This is a genomic window from Deinococcus radiotolerans, assembly GCF_014647435.1.
Classification (GTDB): domain Bacteria; phylum Deinococcota; class Deinococci; order Deinococcales; family Deinococcaceae; genus Deinococcus; species Deinococcus radiotolerans.
The window spans coordinates 77,273-100,118 of sequence record NZ_BMPE01000005.1 but is presented as its reverse complement, the minus strand read 5'-3'; the positions used below and the strand labels follow the sequence as shown (position 1 = coordinate 100,118).

Annotated in this window: 18 protein-coding genes; 10 read left to right on the top strand and 8 right to left on the bottom strand. The window is 71.1% G+C overall.

Annotated features, from left to right (window positions below; all coding sequences use genetic code 11):
• Nucleotides 1-5: 5 nt before the first annotated feature.
• Nucleotides 6-1,361, bottom strand: coding sequence for a glycoside hydrolase family 32 protein (locus tag IEY63_RS22460; protein ID WP_189069087.1), 1,356 nt, complete (start codon nt 1,359-1,361; stop codon nt 6-8).
• 62 nt (nt 1,362-1,423) lie between these two features.
• Between IEY63_RS22460 and IEY63_RS11115 the strand changes: the two genes are divergently transcribed.
• Nucleotides 1,424-2,254, top strand: coding sequence for an HpcH/HpaI aldolase/citrate lyase family protein (locus tag IEY63_RS11115; protein WP_189069086.1), 831 nt, complete (start codon nt 1,424-1,426; stop codon nt 2,252-2,254).
• A 585-nt stretch (nt 2,255-2,839) separates the two neighbouring features.
• Here IEY63_RS11115 and IEY63_RS11110 read toward each other — a convergent pair.
• On the bottom strand, nt 2,840-4,069 hold the full coding sequence (locus tag IEY63_RS11110) for a M16 family metallopeptidase (protein ID WP_189069085.1): 1,230 nt from the start codon (nt 4,067-4,069) through the stop codon (nt 2,840-2,842).
• Nucleotides 4,062-5,351 (bottom strand): M16 family metallopeptidase, encoded by a 1,290-nt coding sequence (locus IEY63_RS11105; protein ID WP_189069084.1) that lies wholly within the window; start codon nt 5,349-5,351, stop codon nt 4,062-4,064. Before IEY63_RS11105 ends, IEY63_RS11110 begins: the two co-directional genes overlap by 8 nt.
• Nucleotides 5,352-5,463: 112 nt before the next feature.
• On the opposite strand from IEY63_RS11105, the gene IEY63_RS11100 reads away from it, so the two are divergent.
• Entirely contained in the window at nt 5,464-5,979 is a 516-nt protein-coding gene (locus IEY63_RS11100) for a M23 family metallopeptidase (protein ID WP_189069083.1), read from the top strand.
• A gap of 44 nt (nt 5,980-6,023) precedes the next feature.
• Here IEY63_RS11100 and IEY63_RS11095 read toward each other — a convergent pair whose 3' ends face one another.
• From IEY63_RS11095 to IEY63_RS11080, 4 genes are read right to left on the bottom strand one after another with little or no spacing between them, the layout of a single operon-like run.
• A complete protein-coding gene (locus IEY63_RS11095; RefSeq protein WP_189069082.1) occupies nt 6,024-7,085 on the bottom strand; it encodes an aldose epimerase family protein in 1,062 nt (353 codons plus the stop codon).
• Between the two features lie 19 nt (nt 7,086-7,104).
• Nucleotides 7,105-8,271 carry a xylose isomerase gene (gene xylA / locus IEY63_RS11090; protein ID WP_189069081.1) on the bottom strand — a complete coding sequence of 389 codons (1,167 nt, stop codon included), beginning with the start codon at nt 8,269-8,271 and terminating at the stop codon, nt 7,105-7,107.
• Between the two features lie 53 nt (nt 8,272-8,324).
• Complete coding sequence (gene xylB / locus IEY63_RS11085; RefSeq protein ID WP_189069080.1) at nt 8,325-9,797, bottom strand: xylulokinase; 1,473 nt, start codon at nt 9,795-9,797, stop codon at nt 8,325-8,327.
• Nucleotides 9,794-10,990, bottom strand: a complete 1,197-nt coding sequence (locus IEY63_RS11080) for an ROK family transcriptional regulator (protein ID WP_189069079.1) — start codon at nt 10,988-10,990, stop codon at nt 9,794-9,796. Before IEY63_RS11080 ends, xylB begins: the two co-directional genes overlap by 4 nt.
• A 380-nt stretch (nt 10,991-11,370) precedes the next feature.
• On the opposite strand from IEY63_RS11080, the gene IEY63_RS11075 reads away from it, so the two are divergent.
• The 8 genes from IEY63_RS11075 (at nt 11,371) to IEY63_RS11040 (ending at nt 22,179) form a co-directional block, all read left to right on the top strand.
• Complete coding sequence (locus IEY63_RS11075; RefSeq protein ID WP_229784662.1) at nt 11,371-12,432, top strand: LacI family DNA-binding transcriptional regulator; 1,062 nt, start codon at nt 11,371-11,373, stop codon at nt 12,430-12,432.
• A gap of 63 nt (nt 12,433-12,495) precedes the next feature.
• Nucleotides 12,496-13,743, top strand: a complete 1,248-nt coding sequence (locus IEY63_RS11070) for an ABC transporter substrate-binding protein (protein WP_189069078.1) — start codon at nt 12,496-12,498, stop codon at nt 13,741-13,743.
• Between the two features lie 77 nt (nt 13,744-13,820).
• A complete protein-coding gene (locus IEY63_RS11065) occupies nt 13,821-14,762 on the top strand; it encodes a carbohydrate ABC transporter permease (RefSeq protein WP_189069077.1) in 942 nt (313 codons plus the stop codon).
• On the top strand, nt 14,759-15,655 hold the full coding sequence (locus IEY63_RS11060) for a carbohydrate ABC transporter permease (RefSeq protein WP_189069076.1): 897 nt from the start codon (nt 14,759-14,761) through the stop codon (nt 15,653-15,655). The genes IEY63_RS11065 and IEY63_RS11060 overlap by 4 nt, the downstream gene beginning before the upstream one ends.
• Before the next feature lie 5 nt (nt 15,656-15,660).
• Nucleotides 15,661-16,926: a hypothetical protein gene (locus IEY63_RS11055; protein WP_189069075.1), complete on the top strand. Its 1,266-nt coding sequence runs from the start codon at nt 15,661-15,663 to the stop codon at nt 16,924-16,926.
• A 44-nt stretch (nt 16,927-16,970) separates the two neighbouring features.
• On the top strand, nt 16,971-18,347 hold the full coding sequence (locus tag IEY63_RS11050; protein WP_189069074.1) for a GH1 family beta-glucosidase: 1,377 nt from the start codon (nt 16,971-16,973) through the stop codon (nt 18,345-18,347).
• Nucleotides 18,344-19,999 (top strand): glycoside hydrolase family 43 protein, encoded by a 1,656-nt coding sequence (locus IEY63_RS11045; protein ID WP_229784661.1) that lies wholly within the window; start codon nt 18,344-18,346, stop codon nt 19,997-19,999. The genes IEY63_RS11050 and IEY63_RS11045 overlap by 4 nt, the downstream gene beginning before the upstream one ends.
• Nucleotides 19,996-22,179 (top strand): glycoside hydrolase family 3 N-terminal domain-containing protein, encoded by a 2,184-nt coding sequence (locus IEY63_RS11040; protein ID WP_189069073.1) that lies wholly within the window; start codon nt 19,996-19,998, stop codon nt 22,177-22,179. Before IEY63_RS11045 ends, IEY63_RS11040 begins: the two co-directional genes overlap by 4 nt.
• A gap of 45 nt (nt 22,180-22,224) precedes the next feature.
• Here IEY63_RS11040 and IEY63_RS11035 read toward each other — a convergent pair whose 3' ends face one another.
• On the bottom strand, nt 22,225-22,773 hold the full coding sequence (locus tag IEY63_RS11035; protein ID WP_189069072.1) for a GNAT family N-acetyltransferase: 549 nt from the start codon (nt 22,771-22,773) through the stop codon (nt 22,225-22,227).
• Nucleotides 22,774-22,846: the final 73 nt, after the last annotated feature.

Here is a 22,846-nt window from a genome sequence, read left to right as displayed (position 1 = left end):
AGGCCCTACGGCGCCTGGGTGGGCCGCAGCGTCCAGCCGCGCCCAACCACCCCGCTCAGCCGCAGCGCCGAGATCGGCTCGTGCGGCAGCAGGAGTTGCGTGAACGCCAGCCGCCCCCCTGCCGCAAAGACCTCCAGCGTGCAGGTGTCCAGCAGCACCCGCACCTCGCCCACCGCGTCCGGGAGCGGCGCACTGAACGTCCCGGCGAAGTCCTCCAGAGCCTGCGGCGCCGCGCGGGTGAGGTGCAGGCTCCCGCCGTCCAGCCACAGCCGCGCCTCCTCTCCCCCAGCAGACAGCAGCTGGAGTGTCCAGGACGTCAGGGGCAGCGTGAGGTCCAACGGCACCCCCTCCCCCACCTCGACCCGCTGACCATCCGGCAGCGCCAGCGGCTCCTCCCGCAGCGCCTCCAGTTCCGGCACCGGCACCTGCGCCAGCGCCCACTCCGGGCCGTCCGGAACCAGACTCAGCTCACGCGGCAGCGTCAACACCCCCTGCCACGGTTGGGTTGACAGGTGGTTCGCGTACACCCAGTTGTTCAGCCACCCCAGCCACACCCGCCGCCCCGGCTGCGGCAGGTCACTGAACGTGATCGCCGCGTAGAAATCCTTGCCCACATCCGCCCAGCGCGCCCCCTGCGACGGCGTGAACACCCGCCCGTCAAAGTCGCCCACCCAGTACTGCGCGCCCGTCCCGCCCTGCGGTCCGCCCTCGAATACATCCACCTTCAACACCCACCGCTCCTGCCCCGCCACCTCCAGCGGAAACAGGTCCGGCACCTCCCAGATGCCCGCCACGCCACCCGCCGGGCCGAACACACTGACCTGCGACCACACCCGCAGGTCCGGCGACGTGTACACCCCCACCTGCCGCTCGTCCGGGTGCACCACCACGCTCACCCAGTACTCTCCCGGCGCGTACCAGAACACCTTCGGATCACGGAAATCCTGCTTGCCTTCATCCAGCACCGGCTCCGGCGGCCCGAAGGCCCACGTCGCCCCACCGTCCCGACTGACCGCCAGGTACTGCGCCTGATGGTAAAAGCCGTTCCCCGTGAACATCGCCACCACCGGCGGCCCCCCATCCCCCGCGCCCCCCAGGCCCGACGTGTTCCGCCAGTCCACCACCGCGCTCCCCGAGAACACATCCTGCCCCTCCCGCCACGGCAGCGCCACCTCATGCTCCTCCCAACGCAGCAGGTCCACGCTCGACGCGTGCCCCCAGCTCATGTACCCGTGATTCCCCGCGCGCGGATTGTGCTGGAAGAACACGTGATACCGCCCCCCCGCGAACACCAGCCCATTCGGGTCGTTCAGCCAGAACCGCCGGGCGGTGAAATGCACACGCGGACGCAGGACAGCCATACCGCCACTATGCACCCCGTCACCGCATCCCATCACCGGCCGCACAGCCCGATACTGAACCCATGCCCTCCACCCGCCCCACACGCTCCGTCCTGTACGTCCCCGGCGACAAACCCCGCGCCATCGACAAAGCCCGCACCCTGGGCGCCGACGCCATCATCCTCGACCTCGAAGACGCCGTCGCCCCCGAACACAAACCCCACGCACGCGACCACATCCGCCAGGCCCTCCAGACCCCCTGGACCATCCCCGTGCTCATCCGCGTCAACGCCCTGAACACCCCCTGGGAACACGACGACCGCGAACTCGCCCTCACCGCAGGCGCCAGCGGCATCGTCCTCCCCAAAGTCGAACACGCCCACGACGCCCACGCCCTCAGCCTCGGCCTTCCCCTCTGGGCCATGATCGAAACCCCACAAGGCGTCCTCAACGCCCCCCAGATCGCCGCCGTGCCCGGCGTCACCACCCTCATCGTCGGCGCCAACGACCTCGCCCGCGCCCTGCGCACCCAGCCCCACCCCGACCGCACCCCCCTCCTCCACGCCCTGAGCAGCGTCGTCCTCGCCGCCCGCGCCCATGGCAAAACACCCCTCGACGCCGTCTACAACGACATCCGCAACATGGGCGGATTCACCCGCGAATGCCAGCAGGGCCGCGCCCTCGGCTTCAGCGGCAAAACCCTCATCCACCCCAACCAGATTGAAGCTGCCAACCACGCCTACGGCGTCACCGCAACCGAAGCGGCAGAGGCACAGGCCCTCATCAACGCGTGGGACGCCGCGCGAAACGAAGGGAAAAGCATCGCCACACACCAGGGCGCACTCGTGGAACAGATGCACGTGGACGAAGCGCGCGAGGTGCTCGCGCTGTACGCGGCGATGACTCGTGGGTGATCGTCAGGTGGGCTAAAAGCCCGAAATAACGTGGAAGGGTTGCGCCTGGCGGCCGGCTGCCCCACCCCCCAGCCCCCTCCCCCAGAGGGGCAGGGGGAGCAGTCGCTGCGCTCGGCAGGTATTTCTCACAGGTGGTCAGTGGGTATGGGGCGGGTTCGGCCACTGATGGGTCTTCATGCCTCCGAATTCGCTGCGTCCGCCCCGCGCGCTGCGCGCACGACGGGCTCGGCTGCCACGACGGTTGTGGGGCCAGCCAACTTGGTGCGTGCCGGAAGGTTCTACTTTTTTGGCTTCTGCCAAAGCGGTCTTTTCAAAGTCGATCAGCGGCGCGAAGCGTTCCACCCGTCACTGGACCGCAGACCCCCACCGGCCGTCGTGCGCGCAGCGCGCGGGCCTACGAGGGGGCGCAGGATGGCGTCGAAGCCAGACCCGTCACCGCCCGACGCAAGACCGCCGCAGGGGTCAAAACTCTTGCCCAGTGCCAACGTAAGCCCCCCTGCCCCTCTGGGGGAGGGGGCTGGGGGGTGGGGAGGCCCGCCGCCAAGCGCACCCATTGCAGCGGGAAGACCCGACCCCAGATGAACGTCAGAGTTCCGCGATAGGCCCGAGCGCCACAACCGTCAGCCGGTCCATGGGGCAGAGCCGCAGCACTTCCTGCACCTGCTCGACGGTGACGGTTTCGTAGCGTTTGACGAGGTCGTCGGTGCTGAGGGTGCGGCCGGTGGCGAGGTATTCCATGCCGAGGGTGAAGAGGCGGCCCTGGGGTGTTTCGGCGCGCAGGAGCGTGCTGACGGCGAGTTTGCGGGCGGCGCGGCGCACGGCGTGGGGGGTGATGAGGGTGTGGGCGTCCGCGAGGACTTTGCGGTAGGTGGCGAGGGCCTGGGGGGCGCGGTCGGGGTCGCTGGTGAAGCCGCCTTCGAAGGTACCGTGGTGCTGGTATTCGAGGTGGGCGAGGTCGGCGCTGTCGCAGGTGCCGGTGTCGATGAGGGTCCAGTAGAGGGCGCCGTTTTCGCCGCCGATGAGGTCGGCGAGGATGTGCGCGGCTTCGCGCAGGGGGTGGTGGGCGCTCAGGCCGGGGCTGGTGGCGGCGAGGTGGACGCGGGTGAGGTCGGGGTCGGTGAGGGTGCGGGTCTGGTCGGGCCAGGCGGGGGGGCGGGGGTCGGGGTGGGGGGTGGGGGTGCCGGTGGGCCAGTCCTTGAGGTGCTGTTCGGCCCACTGAGGGAGCTGGTGGGGGTCGAACTGGCCGGTGACGGCGAGGGTGACGCGGCGGGCGCCGTAGCGGGCCTGATGGTGGGCACGGAGGGTGTCGGGGCTGAGGGTGGTGACGGTGTGGGTGGTGCCGAGGATGGGCTGGCCGAGGGGGTGGTCGCCCCAGTAGTCGGCGCGGAGCTGGTCGGTGACGCGGACGCTGGGCTGGTCGGCGTACATGGCGATTTCTTCGAGGATGACGCCGCGTTCGGTGTGGATGTCATCCTCGCGCAGGGCGGGGCGCATCAGTTCGGTGAGGGTGTGCAGGAGTTCGGGGGTGTGTTCGGGGAGGGTGGCGGCGTGGTAGACGGTGGCTTCTTCGCTGGTGAAGGCGTTGGCGTGCCCGCCGAGGTCGTCGAGGCGTTCGTTGAGTTCGCGGGCGCTGAGTGCGTCGCTGCCTTTGAACAGGAGGTGCTCGATGAAGTGGCTGGCCCCCATGTCCTGTGGGCTCTCTTCGCGGCTGCCGGTGTTCACGAAGTACCCGGCGGCGATGGTCTGCGCGTCCGGGTCGGGTTCGAGGAGGAGGGTGAGGCCGTTGGGGAGGGTGTACTGGTGCAGGTCAGGCATGGGTGGGGTCCGGGTTGAGGGTGGGGTCGCTGGGGCCGAGGGTGACGGTAGTGGCGTCCCGGGTGGGGTCGTAGGTGCTGAGAAAATCGTTGACGTGGTCGAGGGTGAGGGCCTGGATGCTCTCGCGCAGGGTCTGGACGGAGCGGGGGTGGCCGAACAGGGCGACGTCGCGGGTCAGGGCGTGGGCGCGGCCGCGTAGGCTCTCGGCGCCGAAGATGACGCTGGTGGCGAGGCCGGTGCGGGCCCGTTCGAACTCGGCGGGGGTCAGGCCCTGCGGGAGGCGGGCGAGTTCCTCTCTGAGCACCTGGAGGGTCTCGGGGGCGCGGTCGGGGGTGCTGGCGGCGTACGCGCTGAGGTAGCCGTGCCCGCCGAGGAGGATGGGGCTGGCGCTGACGGAATAGGCGAGGCCGCGTTCCTCTCGGACGGCGTGGAAGAGTCGGCTGGCGCTGCCGCCGCTCAGGGCGGTCAGGGCGACCTGCCACGCCAGCCAGTGCGGGTCGCGGGGGCCGACGCCGGGCGCGGTGAGGCTGAGGTGCGTCTGCTCGCCGTCCGGGTGAGGTTCGTGTGCCTGCACGTGGACCTGGAAGGGCGCGGGGACGGGTTCGTCGAGGCCGGGCCGCAGGCCGCCGAGGGTCCCCTCGACGAGGGCGAGAGCGTCACCTGGGTCGAGGTCGGCGACGAGTCCCAGCACACTGCCCGCCTGCCCGTAGCGGGTGAGGTGCTCGCGCACGCCCTGCGGGGTGAGGGCGTCCAGGCCGTCCGGGGTGCCGCTGGCGGGGTGCGCGTACCCGGCGTACGGGGAGGCCGGGGGGCGGGGGAAGGCGACCTGCCGGGCGCGGGTGGCGAGCCGGTCGGCGGGGCTGTCCTCCAGACCCTCCAGGTCCTGCCGGGCGAGGTCAGTGAGGATCTCGAATTCGTCCTCGGGCAGTTCGGGGCGGTTCAGGACGTCGGCGGTGAGGGCCAGCGCGGCGCGCAGGTCGGCGCGCAGGCCACTCACGCCGATGCGGGTGGCCTCGGGCCCCACGCCGCCGCCCCGGCGCACGCCGAGGTCGTCGAAGGCGTCCTGCAGGGCGCGGGCGTCCATGCCGGCGGCGCCCTTGAACAGCCATTCCTCCAGCACGCCGCCCGTCCCCTCCGCCCCGGCGGGGTCGTGGGCGCTGCCGACCGGGACGCGCAGGTCGAACGCGAAGCCGGGCGTGTGGCGGCGTTCGAACACGACGGTCAGGCCGCCGGGCAGGGTCCACAGGTGGGCGGGGGAACTGGGTGGGGGGCGGACAGGCATCCGGGCAGTCTAGCGCGCGTGGGCACGCGCCTTGTGGTCGCGTTCATGGTTGGCGGCTCTGCAACTTTTGCCCGGTTCACGGCGCGGGGGCAGGCGGCATGCTGCCCGGCATATGCGCAGGGTGGTCGGGGTGATCGTGACGGTGCTGGTGCTGGCGGGCGTGGCGTACCTGCTGTGGCCGCTGATTCAGGGCGCGCAGCGGATGGCGGCGCTGATGGCCGAACCCGCTCCGGTGGCAGGTAGCCTGCCCAATCCCCTGCCGGGGCAGCGCTTCGTGGATACCTGGGGTGGGGCGCGCAGTCAGGGGCGGCGGCACGAGGGGGTGGACATCTTCGCGCCGCGCGGCACGCCGATCCGTGCCACGGCGCGCGGGATGGTCGTGAACGTCGGGCCGAACAATCTGGGGGGCCGCACGGTGATGATCCTGGGTCCGGCGGGGCAACGGCACTACTACGCGCACCTGGAGCGGTACCCGAACCTGAAACGCGGGGACTGGGTGGAGGCGGGGGACGTGGTGGGCTTCGTGGGGGACAGCGGAAACGCGAAGGGCACGCCGCCCCACCTGCACTACGGGATCTACACGTCAGGCGGGGCGATCAATCCGTTCCCACTGCTCCGGAACCGCTGACGGGCCCGCCGCGGCGCTGCGTCTGGGCAGCGGGCCTGGGGCCGTCACTCGCTGCGGAACACGTGGACGGTGCGGGACGTGAAGGTCTGCCCCGGGTTCAGGCGCGTGGAGGGGAACTGCGGCTGGTTCGGGGAGTCCGGGGCGTGCTGGGTTTCCAGGCACACGGACGCCTGATACGCGTGGACGCGGCCGGCGTGTCCGGTCTGCTGGCCGTCCAGGAAGTTCCCGGTGTACACCTGCAGGGCGGGTTCGGTCGTGTGGATGTGCAGGGTGCGCCCGCTGGCGGGGTGGTGCAGGGTCGCGGCGGGCTGCAGGGTGCCAGGTTCGCCGCGCAGCATGACGTTGTGGTCGATCCCGCCGGGCTGCTCGGCCAGCGCGTCGCCCAGGGGACGGGGCGTGCGGAAGTCGAAGGGGGTGCCGGTCACGTCCTGCACCGCTCCGGTGGGGATGCCGCCGGCGTGGATGGGCGTGAACGTGTCGGCGGGCAGGGTCAGGACGTGCGCGTGGATGAGTTCGTGCGGGTCGGCGCTGAGGTTCCAGTAGGTGTGGTTGGTCAGGTTGACGTGGGTGGGCGCGTCGGTCGTGGCGTGGTAGTCGATGCTCAGGGTGCGGTCGGGCTCCGCGGTCAGGCGGTACGTGACCTGCACGTGCAGGGTGCCGGGGTGCCCCTCCTCGCCGTGCGGGCTGACGCGGGTGAAGGTGACCTGCGCGCCCCCGTCCACCACCTCGGCGTGCCCGTGCCAGAGGTGCTGGTCGAAGCCGCGCGGGCCGCCGTGCAGGGCGTGCGGGCCGTCATTGGGGGTCAGGTGAACCTCCTGCCCGTCCAGCGTGTAGCGGGCCTGCGCGATCCGGTTCGCGAAGCGGCCCACGGTGCTGCCCAGGAACGGGGAGGTCTCCCGGCTGAGGTACGGTTCGGGGTGGTCGAAGCCCAGCACGACCTCGCCCGGTCTGCCGTTGCGGTCGGGGACGTGCAGGCTGGTGAGGGTGGCGCCCAGGTCAGTCAGGCGGGCCTGCACGCCGCCGGGGAGCGTCAGCGTGAACTGCGTGATGGGCTGCCCGCCGGGCAGGTGTCCCCAGGTGCGGGTGTGGATTTCGGGCGTGGTCATGGGCTGAGGGTAGCGCCGCTCAGCGGACGCCGAGCAGGAGTTCCATGGTCAACTGGTCCAGCGCCTCCAGGCCGGGCCCGCGCGTGCCCAGCGCGGCGCGGTCGAAGGGGTGGGCTTTCAGCGCCCCGGCGTTCGCGGGGGTGAAGGTGCCGGTCAGGACCTCCAGTTCCGCGTCCTGCACGCGGTACGCGGCGATGGCCGACTGGATCTCGGTGTCCTGCGCGAAGCGCTGCACCTTGTCCCGCAGGATCAGGTACGTGCGCATGCAGCCGCGCGCGAACGACCACACGCCCGCCTCGTCCTCGGTGCGCAGGGCGTGCGCGTCGAAGTGTTTCGGCCCGGTGTACCCAGACTCCTCCAGCAGCTTGACGAGGAAGAACGCGCCCTTGGGGTTCTCCGCGCCGAAGCGCAGGTCCTGGTCGAAGCGGCCCATCTTCTGGTCGTTCAGATCGATGTGGAATAGCTTCCCGGCGTCGATGGCCTGCGCGACGGCGTGCGGGAAGCTCAGGCCCGCCATGGTCTCGTGCGCGAACTCCGGGTTCAGGCCGAACAGGTCCGGGCGGTCCAGCGTGGCGATGAACCCCAGGGCGCTGCCGACGGTCGGCAGGAAGATGTCGGCGCGCGGTTCGTTCGGTTTGGGTTCCAGCGCGAAGCGGTACCCGTACCCCTGCGATTCGCTGTACGCCGCGAGGTAGTTCAGGCTGTCCCGGAACCAGCCCAGCGCGTCGAGCAGCTTGCCCCCGGCGTCCACCTCGGTCCCCTCGCGGCCGCCCCACAGCACGTACGTGTCCGCGCCGAGTTCCGCGCCGAGGTCCATGGCGTGCATGGTCTTGCTCAGCGCGTAGGCGCGCACGCGGGCGTCGGCGCTCGTGAACGCGCCGTCCTTGAAGGCCGGATCGCTGAACAGGTTCGTGGTCGCCATCGGCACGACCAGGCCGTGATCGGAGAGCGCCTGCTGGAATTCGCGCACCAGGGCGTCGCGCTGCGCGGCGGTCGCGTCGATCGGCACGAGATCGTTGTCATGCAGGTTTACGCCGTACGCGCCCAGCGCAGCCAGTTGCTCCACGAGGTACGGCGCCTTCAGGACCGGGCGGGTCGCCTCGCCGAACGGGTCGCGGCCGGTGTTGCCGACAGTCCAGAGACCAAACGTGAACCTGTCTGCGGGCGTGGGGGTGAAGTCGGGCATGCGGGGCTCCTTAAAGGGAATCGAGAGGTCGGGTGGGAGGGGCTTCTGGACGCTCAGCCTCCGTACAGGGCGGTGCGGGTGGCGGCGTAGGCGTTCAGGGCGTCGGCCATGTCCACGGGCGGGACGGGCGGGTGGAGGTCGGGGCGGGTGGCGTCCATGGCTGCCGTCAGGCTCGGGTGAAGTCCGGCGGCGGGCATGGCGAGGATGGCGGCGCCGTGGGCCGCGCCGGGGCGCTGAGCAGTGGGGTGAACGGGGAGGTTCAGGGCGCTGCTGGCGAGGCCCAGCCACAGGTCGCTGCGGGCGCCGCCCCCAGTGGAGATCAGGGTGTTCAGCGGGGCGATGGCCTGCATGACGGCGTACGCGTCGGCCAGTGCGGCGACGCTGCCTTCCAGCACGGCGCGGGTCAGGTGGGCGCGGCCGTGCGCGAGGCTCAGTCCGGTGAAGGCCGCGCGGGCGTGGGGGTTCATCAGGGGACTGCGTTCGCCCGACAGGTACGGCAGGAACGTCACGCCGCCCGCGCCTGGGGGGACCTGCGCGGCCTCCTCCAGCAGCACGGAGATGGGCGTGTCGGGCGCGAGTTTCGCATGCAGCCACTCCAGGGACCCGGCGGCCGAGAGGGTCACGCCGAGCAGGTGGTACCCGCCGTCGGCGTGCGCGAACAGGTGCACGCGGCCCTCGGGGTCGGGGGTGGGGTGGCGCAGGGGGCTGAAAATCACGCCGCTGGTGCCCAGGCTAACGCTGCCCACGTCGGGCCGGGCACCCGAGAGGCCCAGGGCGATCCCGGCGGCGGCGTTGTCCCCGCCGCCCGCAACGACCGGGAGGCCCTCGGGGAGGCCGGTCGCGGCGGCCCACTCGCGGGTCAACGTGCCGACGACGTCGGTGGAGCGCAGCAGCGGCGGGAACAGGTCGGGCGTCAGGTCGAGCGCGCCCAGCACGTCCGTGTCCCACGCGCCGCGCGCGAGGTTCAGCGCGCCGACGCCGCTGGCGTCGCTGGGTTCGGCGGCCAGCACGCCGGTCAGGGCGTAGCCGACGTAGTCCTTGGGGATCAGCGCGTGCCGCAGCCGGGCGAAGACCTCGGGTTCCTCGTCCCGCAGCCAGAGGATCTTCGGCAGCTGGAAGCCGGTCACAGCGCGGTTCCCGGTCCGCGCGACCAGGTCGGCGCGGGGGACGCGGGCCTCGATCTGCTCGACCTGCGCGCCGGTCCGCTGGTCGTTCCACAGCAGCGCGGGCCGCAGCACCTCGCCGTGGGCGTCCAGCGGGACGAGGCCGTGCATCTGTCCGCTGAGGCCCAGCGCGACGGGCTGCGCCTGCCCGTCCAGTGCGGCGCTCAGGTCGCGCAGCGCGGCGCGCACGCCCGCCAGCCAGTCGACGGGGCGCTGCTCGGTCCAGCCGGGGCGGGGGGTCAGGAGGGGGTAGGGGTGGGTGCTCTCGGCCAGGGTGTCGCCGCTGACGGTGACGGCGACGGCTTTGACGCCGCTGGTGCCGACGTCGAGGCCCAGCGTGACGGGCGTGAGTGTGGGGATCATGCGGGCTCCTGTGGGGTGTCGATGACGTGCGCGAGGACCTGCGCGGCGGCGCCCAGTGCGGGCAGGTGCCGGCTGTCCTGGCGCACCGTGATGCGGGCGGGTGGCGCGGCCGGGCGCCACTGCCGGGCGTGGTACACGTCCAGCGCGGGGCCGAGCACGGCGCCGTCCAGGCGGGTCAGGGCGCCGCCGATGACGATCTCGTCCGGGCCGAGGGTCTGGTGCAGGTTCACGAGCAGCTGCCCCAGCGCCTCCCCGGCGCGGCCGAGGGTGACCTGCACGGCGGCCTCGCGCAGGCGCGGGGCGAGGGCCTCGTCCAGGGGGTCCTGGACGTTCAGGTTCAGCGCGGCGCGGATCGCCCAGCCGCTCAGGAGGGTCTCGACGCAGCCGCGGTTCCCGCAGTGGCAGTACAGGCCGCCGGGCTGGATGATCGCGTGCCCGATCTCCCCGGCCAGTCCGCGTGCGCCGCGCAAGACGTGCGGGGTGCCGCTCAGGGCCGTGAAGCCCGCGCCGACGCCGCTGCCCAGGCTCACGTACGCCAGCAGTTGCGGCGGGTCGCCGGGACGCAGGAAGCTCTCGCCGAACGCGGCGGCGTTCGCCTCGTTGTCCAGCGTGACGGCCTCCGGGGGCAGGTGGGGCGGGAGGCCGGGGGCGGCGCGCAGCAGGTCCAGGAAGGGCACGTCGTCCCAGCCGAGGTTCGGGGCGTACAGGACGCGGGTACCGTCGGGGCTGACCGGGCCGGGCAGGGCCACGCCCAGGCCCAGCAGCTCGCGGCCCTGCGTGGCGGGGTCCTGCAGGAGTTGCCCGCACAGTTGCGTGACGGTCTGCGCGGCGGCGTGCGGGGTGGTGGTGGGGGTGCGGGTCTGCGCGCGGGCCAGGACGGTGCCGCGCAGGGTGGTGGCGACGGCGCGGGCGCCGAGCACGCCGATCTCCACGCCGAGCAGGACGTGCCGGGCCTCGCCGAGGTGCAGTTCGCGGCCCGGTCGTCCGGCGGCGCCGGGGCGGGGGTGGCCCTCGTGCAGCCAGCCGCCGTCCAGCAGGCCGGTGACGAGGCTGCCGACGGTGACCTTGGTCAGGCCGCTGCGCGCGGCGAGTTCGGCGCGGCTGAGGCCGGGGTGGGTGCGCAGCAGGTGCAGCACGCGGGCGCGGTTGAGGTGTTTCAGGTACGGCTGGTCGCCGCCGGGGGTGGTGGGCATCGGTCCTCACTTTAGTTAGTTGGTTTAACGAAGTGCAGCGTAGCTGGATTAAGCCCAGAACGTCAATCCCTCAGCATAATCTTCGATCAGAACGCATCTTCAGAAGATCTGAACCGATTAAGCCCTCGGTATTCAGATTGTTCGGTGCCGCGCCATATTTAGTTCTTCTAACCAATCGTCATCCATCGCGGAAGCAGTTCCAGTGGACGCTTCGGCACTTCTGGCAGCAAAATATGTCTGCGCCGGTATAATTCTGCCTGCGCAGCACCACAATGGCGTCCCGGCTGTCTGTTGACAGCGCTTTCAGACAGGAGTACGCTCCGGACATCTCAATCTTCTCTTCACCGAGCAGGCAACCGGCCTGACTTGCAGGAGCACCCATGATGGAAGCAGTCACCCTGGCGCAGGTGGCGCGGGAGGCGGGCGTCTCGCCCAGCACCGTGTCACGCATTCTGAACGGCACGGCCAACGTGACGCCAGAAAAACGCGCCCGTGTCGAATCCGTCATCACCCGCCTGAACTACCGCCCCAACCCGCAGGCGCAGGCCCTGGCCGGCGGGCGCAGCCTGACCATCGGCGTGATCACCCCCACTCTGAACTCCACCTTCTACGGCGAGGCGCTGGCCGGGATCGAGGCGGCCCTGAACGACACGCCGTACCACCCGATCGTGATCAGCGGCCAGTGGCGCACCGAACGCGAGCAGGAGGCGCTGGACCTGCTGCTGGCCCGCCGGGTGGACGCCGTGATCATGATGGGCGGCATCCTCGACGACCAGATCCTGACGCACGTGGCGCGGCGGGTGCCGCTGATCGCGGTGGGCCGCGACGTGCGCGGCCTGGATCACAGCTGCATCGTGCTGGACAACACCAAGGCCATGCAGCAGGTCGCGCGGCACCTGCTGGACCTCGGGCACCGCCAGTTCGCGTACATCAGCGGCGCCGAGCGGCAGCAGGACGCCATGGAACGCCGCGTGGCCTTCCTGGACTACCTGGGGGCGCACGGCGTGACCGTCCCCCCCGAACTGATCCAGGTGGGCCGCTACACCGAGGAAGGTGGCCTGGAGGCCGCCGAGGCGATCCTGAATGCCGGGGTGCCGTTCACGGCGCTGGTGTGCGCCAACGACCAGATGGCGCTGGGCGCGCGCCTGGCGCTGTACCGCCGCGGCGTGAGTGTCCCCGGGGACGTGTCCCTGACGGGCTTCGACGACGTGTTCACCTCGTCGCTGATGACGCCGCCGCTGACGACCGTGCGGCAGGCGATCTACGACATCGGCCTGACGGCGGCCCGCGAGGCGCTGAACCTGCTCGACGGTCAGCCGGTCGTCCGGCAGGTCTTCGAGCCTGAACTGATCATCCGTGAATCCACGGCTCCCCCGGTGCGTCCGCGTCCGGAAGGCCGCGCCAGACGGGGGGTGAAGGCCATGAGCACCCCGGATGGCTGAGTCTGCCGCCACGCCCGTTCGTATCCACTTTGAAAGCGCTTTCAAATCGACCTGGAGGTCACCATGAAACAAACCGCTGCGTTCGCCCTCGCCACCGCCCTGCTGCTCGGCACCGCCCACGCCCAGGAGAAAGTCACCCTGACCGTCGCGGCCTTCCCCAGCCTGGACAGCGCCATCAAGGCCATCCTGCCCGCCTGGACCAAACTGCACCCCAACGTCACCATCAACCTCCAGGCCCAGCAGTTCGCCGACCACCACACCGCCATGACCACCGCGCTCGCCACCGGCCAGGGCCTCCCCGACGTCATGGCCATCGAGATCGGCTACGTCGGCAAGTTCGCCGAGGGCCAGGGCCTCGAGAACCTGAACAGCGCCCCCTACAGTGCTGCGCAGTACAAGAAGCTCTTCACGCCCTTCACCATCGCGCAGGCCACCGGCAGCGACGGCCGCTTCATCGCCATGCCCACCGACATCGGCCCCGGCACCTTCTTCTACCGCAAGGACGTGCTCGACAAGGCCGGCGTGAACCCCCTGACCATGCAGAGCAGCTGGGAAAACTACATCGCCAGCGGCAAGAAGATCAAGCAGAAGACCGGCGCGTACCTCGTGAACACCGCCGCCTCCGTGTACAACCTCGTCATCCGCACCAACCTCAAGTCCGGCGAGGGCATCTACTTCGACAAGCAGAACAACCTCCTCGTCGGGCCCGACAACGCCCGCTTCGTGCGCGCCATGACCCTCGCCAAGCAGGTCCGCGACGCCGGCCTGGACGCCAAGATCGGCGAGTGGAGCAACGAGTGGTACGACGCCTTCAAGAAAGGCACCGTCGCCACGCAGTTCAGCGGCGCGTGGCTGCAGGGCGCCCTGCAGAACTGGATGGCGCCCGACACCAAGGGCCTGTGGCGCGTGCAGAACCTCCCCGAGAAGGGCTTCGCGTCCTGGGGCGGCAGCTTCTATGCCATTCCCAGCAAGGCCAAGAACAAGCAGTGGGCCTGGGAATTCATCAAGTTCATGACCCTGAACCAGCAGTCGCAGATCACCGCCTTCCAGGACAACGGCGCCTTCCCCGCGCTGATCGCCGCGCAGAAGGACAAGGCCTTCAGCGAACCCGTCGAGTTCCTCGGCGGCCAGAAAGCCCGCGTGCTGTGGCGTGACGCCGCCGCCAAGACCCAGCCCATCGACGTGAACAAGTACGACTCGGTCGCCGACCAGATCCTCCAGACCGAACTGACCAACGTGCTCGAACAGGGCAAGGACATCAAGCAGGCGCTCGCCGACGCCCGCGCCCAGATCGCGCGCCGCGCCCGCTAACACCCCGCACCCCGGGGGGACGCGCGCCGGTCACCGCCGGCCAGCGCGCCCCCCGCGTTCACGCAAGGACGTCCCGCATGTCACAGCGCACCCCGACCTCCGCCCCGCCGCGCGCGCCCTGGAGCTACACCCGCTTCCAGCAGCGCTTCGCGCCGTACCTGTTCGTCAGCCCGTTTTTCCTCCTGTTCGCCGTGTTCGGGCTGTTCCCTCTGCTGTTCAGCCTGTTCCTGGCCTTCCACCTGTGGAGCCCGCTCGACGGGATCGGCAACTGGAAATTCGTGGGCTTCGAGAACTTCCAGCTGGCCCTGGGCCCCACGGACATGTTCTGGAAATCCCTGAAGAACACCGTCTGGATCGGGCTGCTGTCCGGCATTCCGCAGCACCTCGTGGCGCTGCCGCTGGCGTTCATCATCCACCACAGCCTGCGCCGCTTCCAGGGCGCGTTCAGCACCATCCTGTTCCTGCCGTACATCACGAACGCCGTGGCGATCGCCATCGTGTTCGCCACGCTGTACTCCGAACGGCTGGGCATCCTGAACTACCTGGGCGGCCTGGTGGGCCTGGACCCGGTGCGCTGGCTGGGCGACCCGAACATGGTGCCGTACTCGGTCGCGGCCGTCGTGTTCTGGCGCTACGTCGGGTGGAACACCGTGCTGTACCTCTCGGGCCTGCAGGCCATCAGCGAGGACGTCTACGAGGCCGCCACGGTGGACGGCGCCAACGGGTGGCAGAAATTCTGGTACATCACGCTGCCGCTGCTGCGGCCCATGATGTTCTACGCCTTCACCCTGACCATCGTGGGCAGCATGCAGCTGTTCGAGGAACCGTTCATGCTCCTCAACGACGGCGGCGGCAGCGGCGGCGCGGGCCTCACGAGCGCCATGCACATCTTCAACACCGCCTTCCGCGACCTGGACATGGGCTACGCCAGCGCCATGAGCTGGCTGCTGTTTCTGGCGATCTTCGCGCTGAGCATGCTGAACAACTACCTGTTCACTCGCGACGGAGGCAACAAATGACCGTTACTCCCGCCCAGCACGCCACGCCACGCGCCCCCACCCGTCGCGCCCGGCTGCCCTGGCAGCGCGTGCCGATCTGGGCGCTGATGCTCCTGGCCTGCTTCCTGTCGGTCGTGCCGTTCTACCTGATGTTCGTGTGGGCCTCGCACCCCAGCGCGGAGGTCTTCACCTTCCCGCCACACCTGTGGTTCGGGGACGCCTTCGCCCGCAACTGGCAGGGCCTGATGCAGGTCACGGACGGGCAGGCGCCCCGGCAGTTCTGGAACTCGCTGTACATCGCGCTGATCTCCACGCTGACCACGCTGTTCTTCTGCTCGCTGGCCGGGTACGCCTTCGCCATGTACGACTTCCGGGGCAAGGGCGCGCTGTTCGCGTTCATCCTGGGCACCATGCTCATCCCGCCGCTGGTGATGGACATTCCCAGCTTCCTGGTCATGAACAACGTCCTGCACTGGGTGGGCCAGCCGCGCGCGCTGTGGGTGCCGGGCATGGCGAACGCCTTCGGGATCTTCCTGATGCGGCAGTACATCTCCTCGGCCCTGCCGCGCGAACTGATCGAGGCGGCCCGCATGGACGGCGCGACCGAGTTCGGCATCTACCGTCAGGTGGTCCTGCCGCTGATCCGCCCGATCCTGGCCACGCTGGGCGTCGTGACGTTCGTGGGCGCGTGGAACAACTTCAAGGGCGCGCTGATCATGAAACTCAGCGAGCCCGACACCATGACCCTGCCGCTGAGCCTGCGCCGCCTGGGCGGCGGGGCCACGAACGTGAACGTCGACTGGGGCGCGATCATGATGCTGGTCGTGATCACGGTCATTCCGCTGCTGATCGTGTTCCTGCTGGCCAGCCGTCAGGTGATCAGCGGCCTGACCAGCGGCGCCGTGAAGGACTGAGCCCCGTGCTGAGCTCCGTGCGCCGCGCCCTGCATCCCCTGACCCTGGTGGCCGCCCTGACGGGCGCGCTGGCCGGGGCGGGGCAGGCCGTGACCGTCACGCCCGCCCCCGGCGAAGGCCGCCCCCTGGGTGGGCCGGGCTTCAACCTGGGGAACTGGATGCCGGTCGTGGAAGCGCTCCCCGAGCTGCGCGCCCTGCGGCCCGCGCTGCTGCGCTGGCCCGGTGGGAACATCGGGGACGAGAACGACCTGATCCGCGCCGCGCTGCAGACCCTGAAGACCAACTGGACGCTGCTGGGCCAGCCGGACCTGATCGTGCAGACCCGCGTGTTCACGCGCGGCAGCGTGGGCCGCGCCGCGCCCGGGGACGCCGCGCAGGCCGTGCGGGACGCCCGCGAGCTGGGCCTGCGCGTGGCGTACTGGGAGATTGGGAACGAACCCGACCTGTATGCCACGAACCGCAGCGACCCCAGCTGGACGCCCGCGAAATACTGCGCTGCGGTGCGCTCACAGCGCGCGGCGATCCTGGCCGTAGACCCGCAGGCGCGCGTTGCCGGGCCCGCCACCAGCAACCCGGGCGCGTTTCTGGACGAGGTGCTGCGCGGGTGCGCCGACGCCTTCGATCTGATCACGTACCACCTGTACCCCACCGACGGCGGCGCGACCGACGAGGCCGCGCTGGCGAGCATCGAGCGCGTGACGGGCAGCGTGGCGCACCTGCGGGACCTGTGGGCCGACCCGGCCACCAACCCGACCGCGCAGGGCCGACCACTGAATCTGGCCGTGACCGAGTTCGCACTGTCGTGGCGCACCGACCGCGCCCGGCACCTCAGCGACGCACTGGGCGGCCTGTGGGCGACCGAGGCCACGCTGCGCTTCCTGGAGGCCGGAGTCCGCCCCGCGTACTTCGCGCTGATGGGCGTCGGGAACCACGGACTGCTGGACGACGCGGTCTTCCCGCGCTTCGGGTACGGCGCGCTGCGCGAGGCAGCCCAGCTGCGCGGCCAGAGCTTCCCGGTGACGGGCGACGACCCGCGCGTGTGGCTGCACGCCGCCACCGACGGCGACCGCCTGACCCTGCTGGCCCTGAACACCAGTGCCGGGACCCTGCCGCTGACCGCGCAGTTGGACGGCTGGCAGGTGATCGGCGCGAAGGCCGTCACGCCGGCAGGCGTGGACGCGGGCACCTTCCCCACTGCCCTGAACATCACCCGCCCCTTGACCCTGCCGCCCCAGAGCGTCACGCGCGTCGTGTTCCGGCGCGCGCCCTGACCCGCCCCATCTCTCCCCTCCCCCACCTGCACTGGAGTTCTGCCATGACCAACCGCATTCCTGATCCTGCCCGTTTCCCCGCCCGTTTCACCTGGGGCGTCGCCACGAGTTCCTACCAGATCGAGGGTGCGCCCCGCGAGGACGGCAAGGGCCCCAGCATCTGGGACACCTTCTGCCGCACGCCCGGCAAGGTGCGCGGCGGGGACACCGGCGACGTCGCCTGCGACCACTACCACCGCCTGGACAGCGACCTGGACATGATCCGCGACCTGGGCGTGAACGCGTACCGCTTCAGCGTCTCCTGGCCACGCATCCTGCCGCACGGGCGCGGCGCGGTGAACCAGGCGGGCCTGGACTTCTACCAGCGGCTCGTGGACGGGCTGCTCACGCGCGGCATCACGCCCTGGGCGACGCTGTACCACTGGGACCTCCCGCAGACCCTGGAAGACGAGGGCGGCTGGACCGTGCGCGGCACCGCCGAGGCCTTCGGAACGTACTCGGCGGTCGTCGCGGCGGCGCTCGGGGACCGCGTGAAGCACTTCATCACGCTGAACGAGCCGTGGTGCTCGGCGTACCTGGGCTACGGCATCGGCATTCACGCGCCGGGCCGGCACGACCTGCGGGCCAGTTTCGCCGCCACGCACCACCTGCTCGTGGGGCACGGGCGGGCCATGCAGGCCATCCGCGGTCAGGCGCCGGGCGCGCAGGCGGGCATCACCCTGAACCTCCACCACACGTACCCCGCGACCGACACGCCCGCCGACCGCGCCGCCGCGTACCGCATGGACGGCTTCCAGAACCGCTGGTACCTGGACCCGGTGTACGGGCGCGGCTACCCGCAGGACATGGTGGACCTGCTGGGCGACCTGAGCCCGCAGGCGCAGGGGCTGGTGCTGCCCGGCGACACCGAACTGATGGGGCAGCCCACCGACTTCCTGGGCGTGAACATGTACTCGCGCGCGGTGGGGCAGGACGCGCCCGGCGAGGGGTTCCTGCACGCCCGGCAGATCCGCCCCGAGGGCAGCGCGTACACGGGCTTCGACTGGGAGGTCGCGCCGGACAGCCTGACCGACCTGCTCGTGCGCCTGCAACAGGACTACGCGCCGGACGCGATCTACATCACCGAGAACGGCAGCACCTACCCGGACGTCGCGGACGAGGACGGGAACGTGAACGACCTGGAACGCACCCAGTACCTCACCGAGCACCTCGCGGCGACGCAGGAAGCGCTCTCGCGCGGGGCGAAGGTCGCCGGGTACTTCGCGTGGTCACTGATGGACAACTTCGAGTGGGCCGAGGGGTACGACAAGCGCTTCGGGATCGTGCACGTGAACTTCGACACGCAGTTGCGCACGCCCAAACTGTCGGGGCGCACGTACCGGGACTTCCTGGCCCGCGCGGGGCAGGCGATCGGCGCGTGACGGATACCCTCGCGGCGGCCCAGTCCACTGCGGGAACCCCCACGGCGCCCGCCACGGTGACGGCCACGAACCCGGTCCTGCCGGGGTTCCACCCGGACCCCAGCCTCCTGCGCGTCGGGGAGGACTACTACCTGGCGACGAGCACCTTCCAGTGGTACCCGGGCGTGGCGATCTACCACTCGCGGGATCTGGTGCACTGGCGGCTGGCGGCGCGGCCCCTGGAGCGGCTGTCGCAGCTCGATATGCGCGGGAACGCCGACTCGGGCGGCATCTGGGCGCCGTGCCTGAGCCACGACGGGGTGCAGTTCCACCTGATCTACACCGACGTGAAGAGCTGGGGCATCACCGAGCCGTTCAAGGACAGCCACAACTATCTGGTCACGGCGCCCGACATCGAGGGGCCCTGGAGTGAGCCGGTGTACCTGAACTCCAGCGGCTTCGACCCCAGCCTCTTCCACGACGTCGCAGAGGGTGGGGACGGCCGCAAGTGGCTGCTGAACATGCTGTGGGACCACCGCGCGGGCCGCAACCCCTTCGCGGGGATCGTGGCGCAGGAGTACAGCCCGGCCGAGGGGCGGCTGGTGGGGCCGCGCACGACCATCTTCACCGGCACCCACCTGAAAGTCACGGAAGGCCCGCACGTGTACAAGAAAGACGGCTGGTACTACCTGCTGACCGCCGAGGGCGGCACGAGCTGGGAGCACGCCGTGACCCTGGCCCGCTCGCGCGACCTACTCGGGCCGTACGAGGTGCACCCGCACAACCCGCTGCTCACGGCGGTGGACGATCCCGGCCTGCCCATCCAGAAGTCCGGGCACGCCAGCCTGACCGACACCCCGGACGGCAGGTGGGTGATGGCGCACCTGTGCGGCCGGCCCCTGACCCCGCGCGGCGAGTGCCCGCTGGGCCGCGAGACGGCGTTGCAGGGCCTGGACTGGCCTGAGGGCGAGTGGCCGTACCTGAGCCAGGGCGGACACCACCCGGCGCTGCACGCGACGCTGCCCGCGCTGCCGCCGCACCTCTGGCCGGAGGTGCCTGCCCGCGACGACTTCCGGGGCGAGGCGATGCGCCCCGAGTGGCTGACCCTGCGCGCCCCTGCCGCCGAACTGGGCGTGCGCCTGGATGAGGGCGGGCTGGTCCTGCCGGGCCGCGAGGCCCTGATGAGCCGTCATCACGTGGCGCTGGTGGGCCGCCGCCTGCAATCCCTGCACGGGCGGCTGCGCACCGAGCTGAGCGTCGATCCGCGTGATTTTCAGCAGATGGCGGGCGTGTGCGCGTACTACGACAGCCGCAACTGGGTGTACGCGCGCGTCAGCCGGGACGAGGCGGCGGGCCGCGCGCTGAACGTCACGAGCTGCGAGAACGGCGTGTACCGCGAGCACCTGCAAGGCGACGTCCCGCTGGGCGATACGGGCCGCGTGGGGCTGGAGGTCCGCTACAGCGGCGACACCTTCGGCTTCGCGTATCAGGCGGTGGGCGGCGCGTGGACGCCGGTCGGACCGGCGTTCAGCGCGGGTCTGCTGAGCGACGAGCACTGCGGCGGCCTGAGTTTCACCGGGACGTTCCTGGCCCTGACCTGCCAGGACCTGAGCGGCGAGCGGCAGGAGGCGACCTTCCACTGGGCCGAGTACACCGAGGAGGATACCGCGTGAGGCGCCCCGTCCTGGCGCTGCTGACCGCCGCGCTGGCCGCGCACGCGGGCGCCCTGACCGGTCAGGCGGCGGCCGAGGCGCAGGCCCGCGCGATCCTGCCGCGCCTGAGTCTGGACGACCGGATCGGGCAGGTCAGCATGGCGCACGTGTTCCGCTTCACCGAGGGGGGCCGCAGCGCGCCCCTGCGCGCGGACGCGGACGCCACCTTCCGCGCCCTGCGGCCCGGCACGCTGCTGAACGGCGGTGGGGATGCCCCGCAGCCGAACACGCCGCGCGGCTGGGCGGACTTCCTGAGCCGCCTGGACACGCTGGGCCGCGCGAACAACCCGCAGGGCCTCCCGGCGGTGTTCGGGACGGACTCGGTGCACGGCGTGAACAACGTGCCCGCCGCGACCCTCTACCCGCACAACCTGGGCCTGGGCGCCGCGTTCGACCCGGCCCTGACGCGCGAGGTGGCCGTGGCGACCGCCGCGGACATGCGCGCCATGAACATGGGCTGGACGTTTGCGCCGGTCGCGGACGTGGGCCGTGACCCCCGCTGGGGCCGCTTCTACGAGACCTTCGGGGAGTCCCCGTGGCTGGTGGCGGATCAGGTGGCGGCCGCCGTGGACGGCCTGCAGTCGGGTGGGGTGGCGGCCACGCTGAAGCACTTCACGGGGTACGGGCTGCCCAGCCTGGGCATGGACCGCGCGAACGCCGAGATCAGCGCCCGCGCGCTGCACGAGGTGTTCCTGCCGCCCTTCCGGGCGGGCATCCGCGCCGGGGCGCTGAGCGTCATGGCGAACAGCGGCAGCGTGAACGGCGTGCCCGTCCACACCTCGCCCGCGCTGCTGACGGACCTGCTGCGCGGCGAACTGGGCTTCCAGGGGCTGCTCGTCAGCGACTGGAACGACATCGAACGGCTGATCACGACCTACCGCACGCACACCGACCTCGTGCGGGCGGCGGCGGCCAGCGTGAACGCGGGCATCGACGTGTACATGGTCCCGAACAGCGTCGAAGCGTACCAGAACGCCTTGAAAGAGGCCATGCAGACCGGACTGGTCAGCGAGGCCCGCCTGGCCGAGGCGACCCTGCGCGTCCTGACCTTCAAGGCCCGCCTGGGCCTGCTCGACGCCCCACTGAGCGGCAGCGGCGTGCTGAGCGACCACCGCGACCTCACCAAGCGCGCGGCGGCGGCGACCCTGACGCTGCTGGAGAATCCGGCAGACACGCTGCCGATCCGTAAAGGCCGCGTGCTCGTCACCGGGCCCGCGATGGACAGCGCCGCGATCCAGCTGGGCGGCTGGAGCGTGAACTGGCAGGGCGTCGGCAAGGGCAACGTGCCGGACGTGCCGAAGGTCGCCACCCTGGCCCCCGCGCTGAAGGCGTCGGCCCCGACGGGCGTGACCGTCAGCGCCCTGCCGGAAACCAAACGCCCGCAACTCCTGACCGCCGCGAAGGGCGCGGACGTGATCGTCGTCGCGGTCGGCGAGGCGCCCGGCGCGGAATCCCAGGCGAACAACCCCACGCTGAGCCTGCCGGACGGGCAGATCACGCTGCTGCGCGACCTGCTCGCCACCGGGAAACCCGTCGTGGCGGTCCTGATGGCCGGGCGGCCCCTGATCCTACCCAGCGACGTGCAGTCGCGCCTTGCCGGGCTGGTCATGGCGTACCTGCCCGGCACGCAGGGCGGCGTCGCCCTGGCCGACGCGCTGTACGGCCGCGCGGGCTTCCCGGGCCGCCTGCCGTTCACGTGGCCGGACAGCCTGACCCAGGTGGGCCTCTGGAGCGACCGCCCCGCCGAGGGCGCCGGCGAGACGCCGCTGCCGCTGTACCCGCTCGGGTACGGCCTGGACTACACAACCAGCGTCGCGCGGGACCTGACCGTCACCCCCGCCCCGGACGGCGTGACCGCGCAGGCCACCCTGACGAACACCGGCGAGCGGGCAGGCACCGTGACGGTCCTGCTGCGCGCCGCCCTGCCCGCCAGCGGCGCCCTCCAGGCCACCTCGCGCCCGGTCGGGGTGCTGCGTGCCACGCTGAAACCCGGCGAGAGCCGCGCCGTGCAGGCCACCGTGCCCCACGAGCGCCTGAGCAGCTGGGTCGGCGACGCCTACGGCCCCGGCGCGTGGCAGCTCCTGCCCGGGCAGTACACCCTGAGTGCCGGGGACGGGAAGGTCACCCTCACCCTGCCGTGAAGACGGACGGAGGCGGCACCCGGATCACCTGGGGGTCGCCTCCGCCTAGCGGTTCAGCAGCGCGGCCCGCACCTGCGGCCACTCGGCGGCGATGATCGAGTACATGACCGTGTCGCGCTGGGTGCCGTCCGGGCGGGGCATGTGCTGGCGCAGGATGCCCTCGCGCACAGCGCCCAGGCCCTCGATGGCGCGCTGGCTGCGGGTGTTCAGAATGTCGGTCTTGATCTCCACGCGCAGCATGCCCATAGTCCCGAAGGCGTGGTCGAGGAGCAGGCGTTTGAAGGTGCGGTTTGCGGGCGTGCGCATGAACGCTGGGGCCAGCCAGGTGCTGCCGATCTCCAGGCGGCGCTGGGTGGGGCGCATCTCCATGTAGCGGGTCGCCCCGGCCAGCTCGCCGTGCACGAGTGTCACGAACGGCATCTGGTCGTCTGCGTCCAGGGCGGCCGTGTAGTAGCGCTCCTGGGTGGGAAACGTGCCCATGCGGGCGTACTCGGCCTCGTGCGCGGCAGCCAGGGCCATGAGCGGCGCGATGTCCGCGTCGGTCAGGGGGCGCAGGGTGTACGGGCCGTCCGCAAGGGTGAGGTCGTGGCGCATGGCGTCACTGTACGGGGCGGATGGTGAGTCGGGTTGCCTTTGTTCACTCAACTTGTTATGCTATTTACGTAAG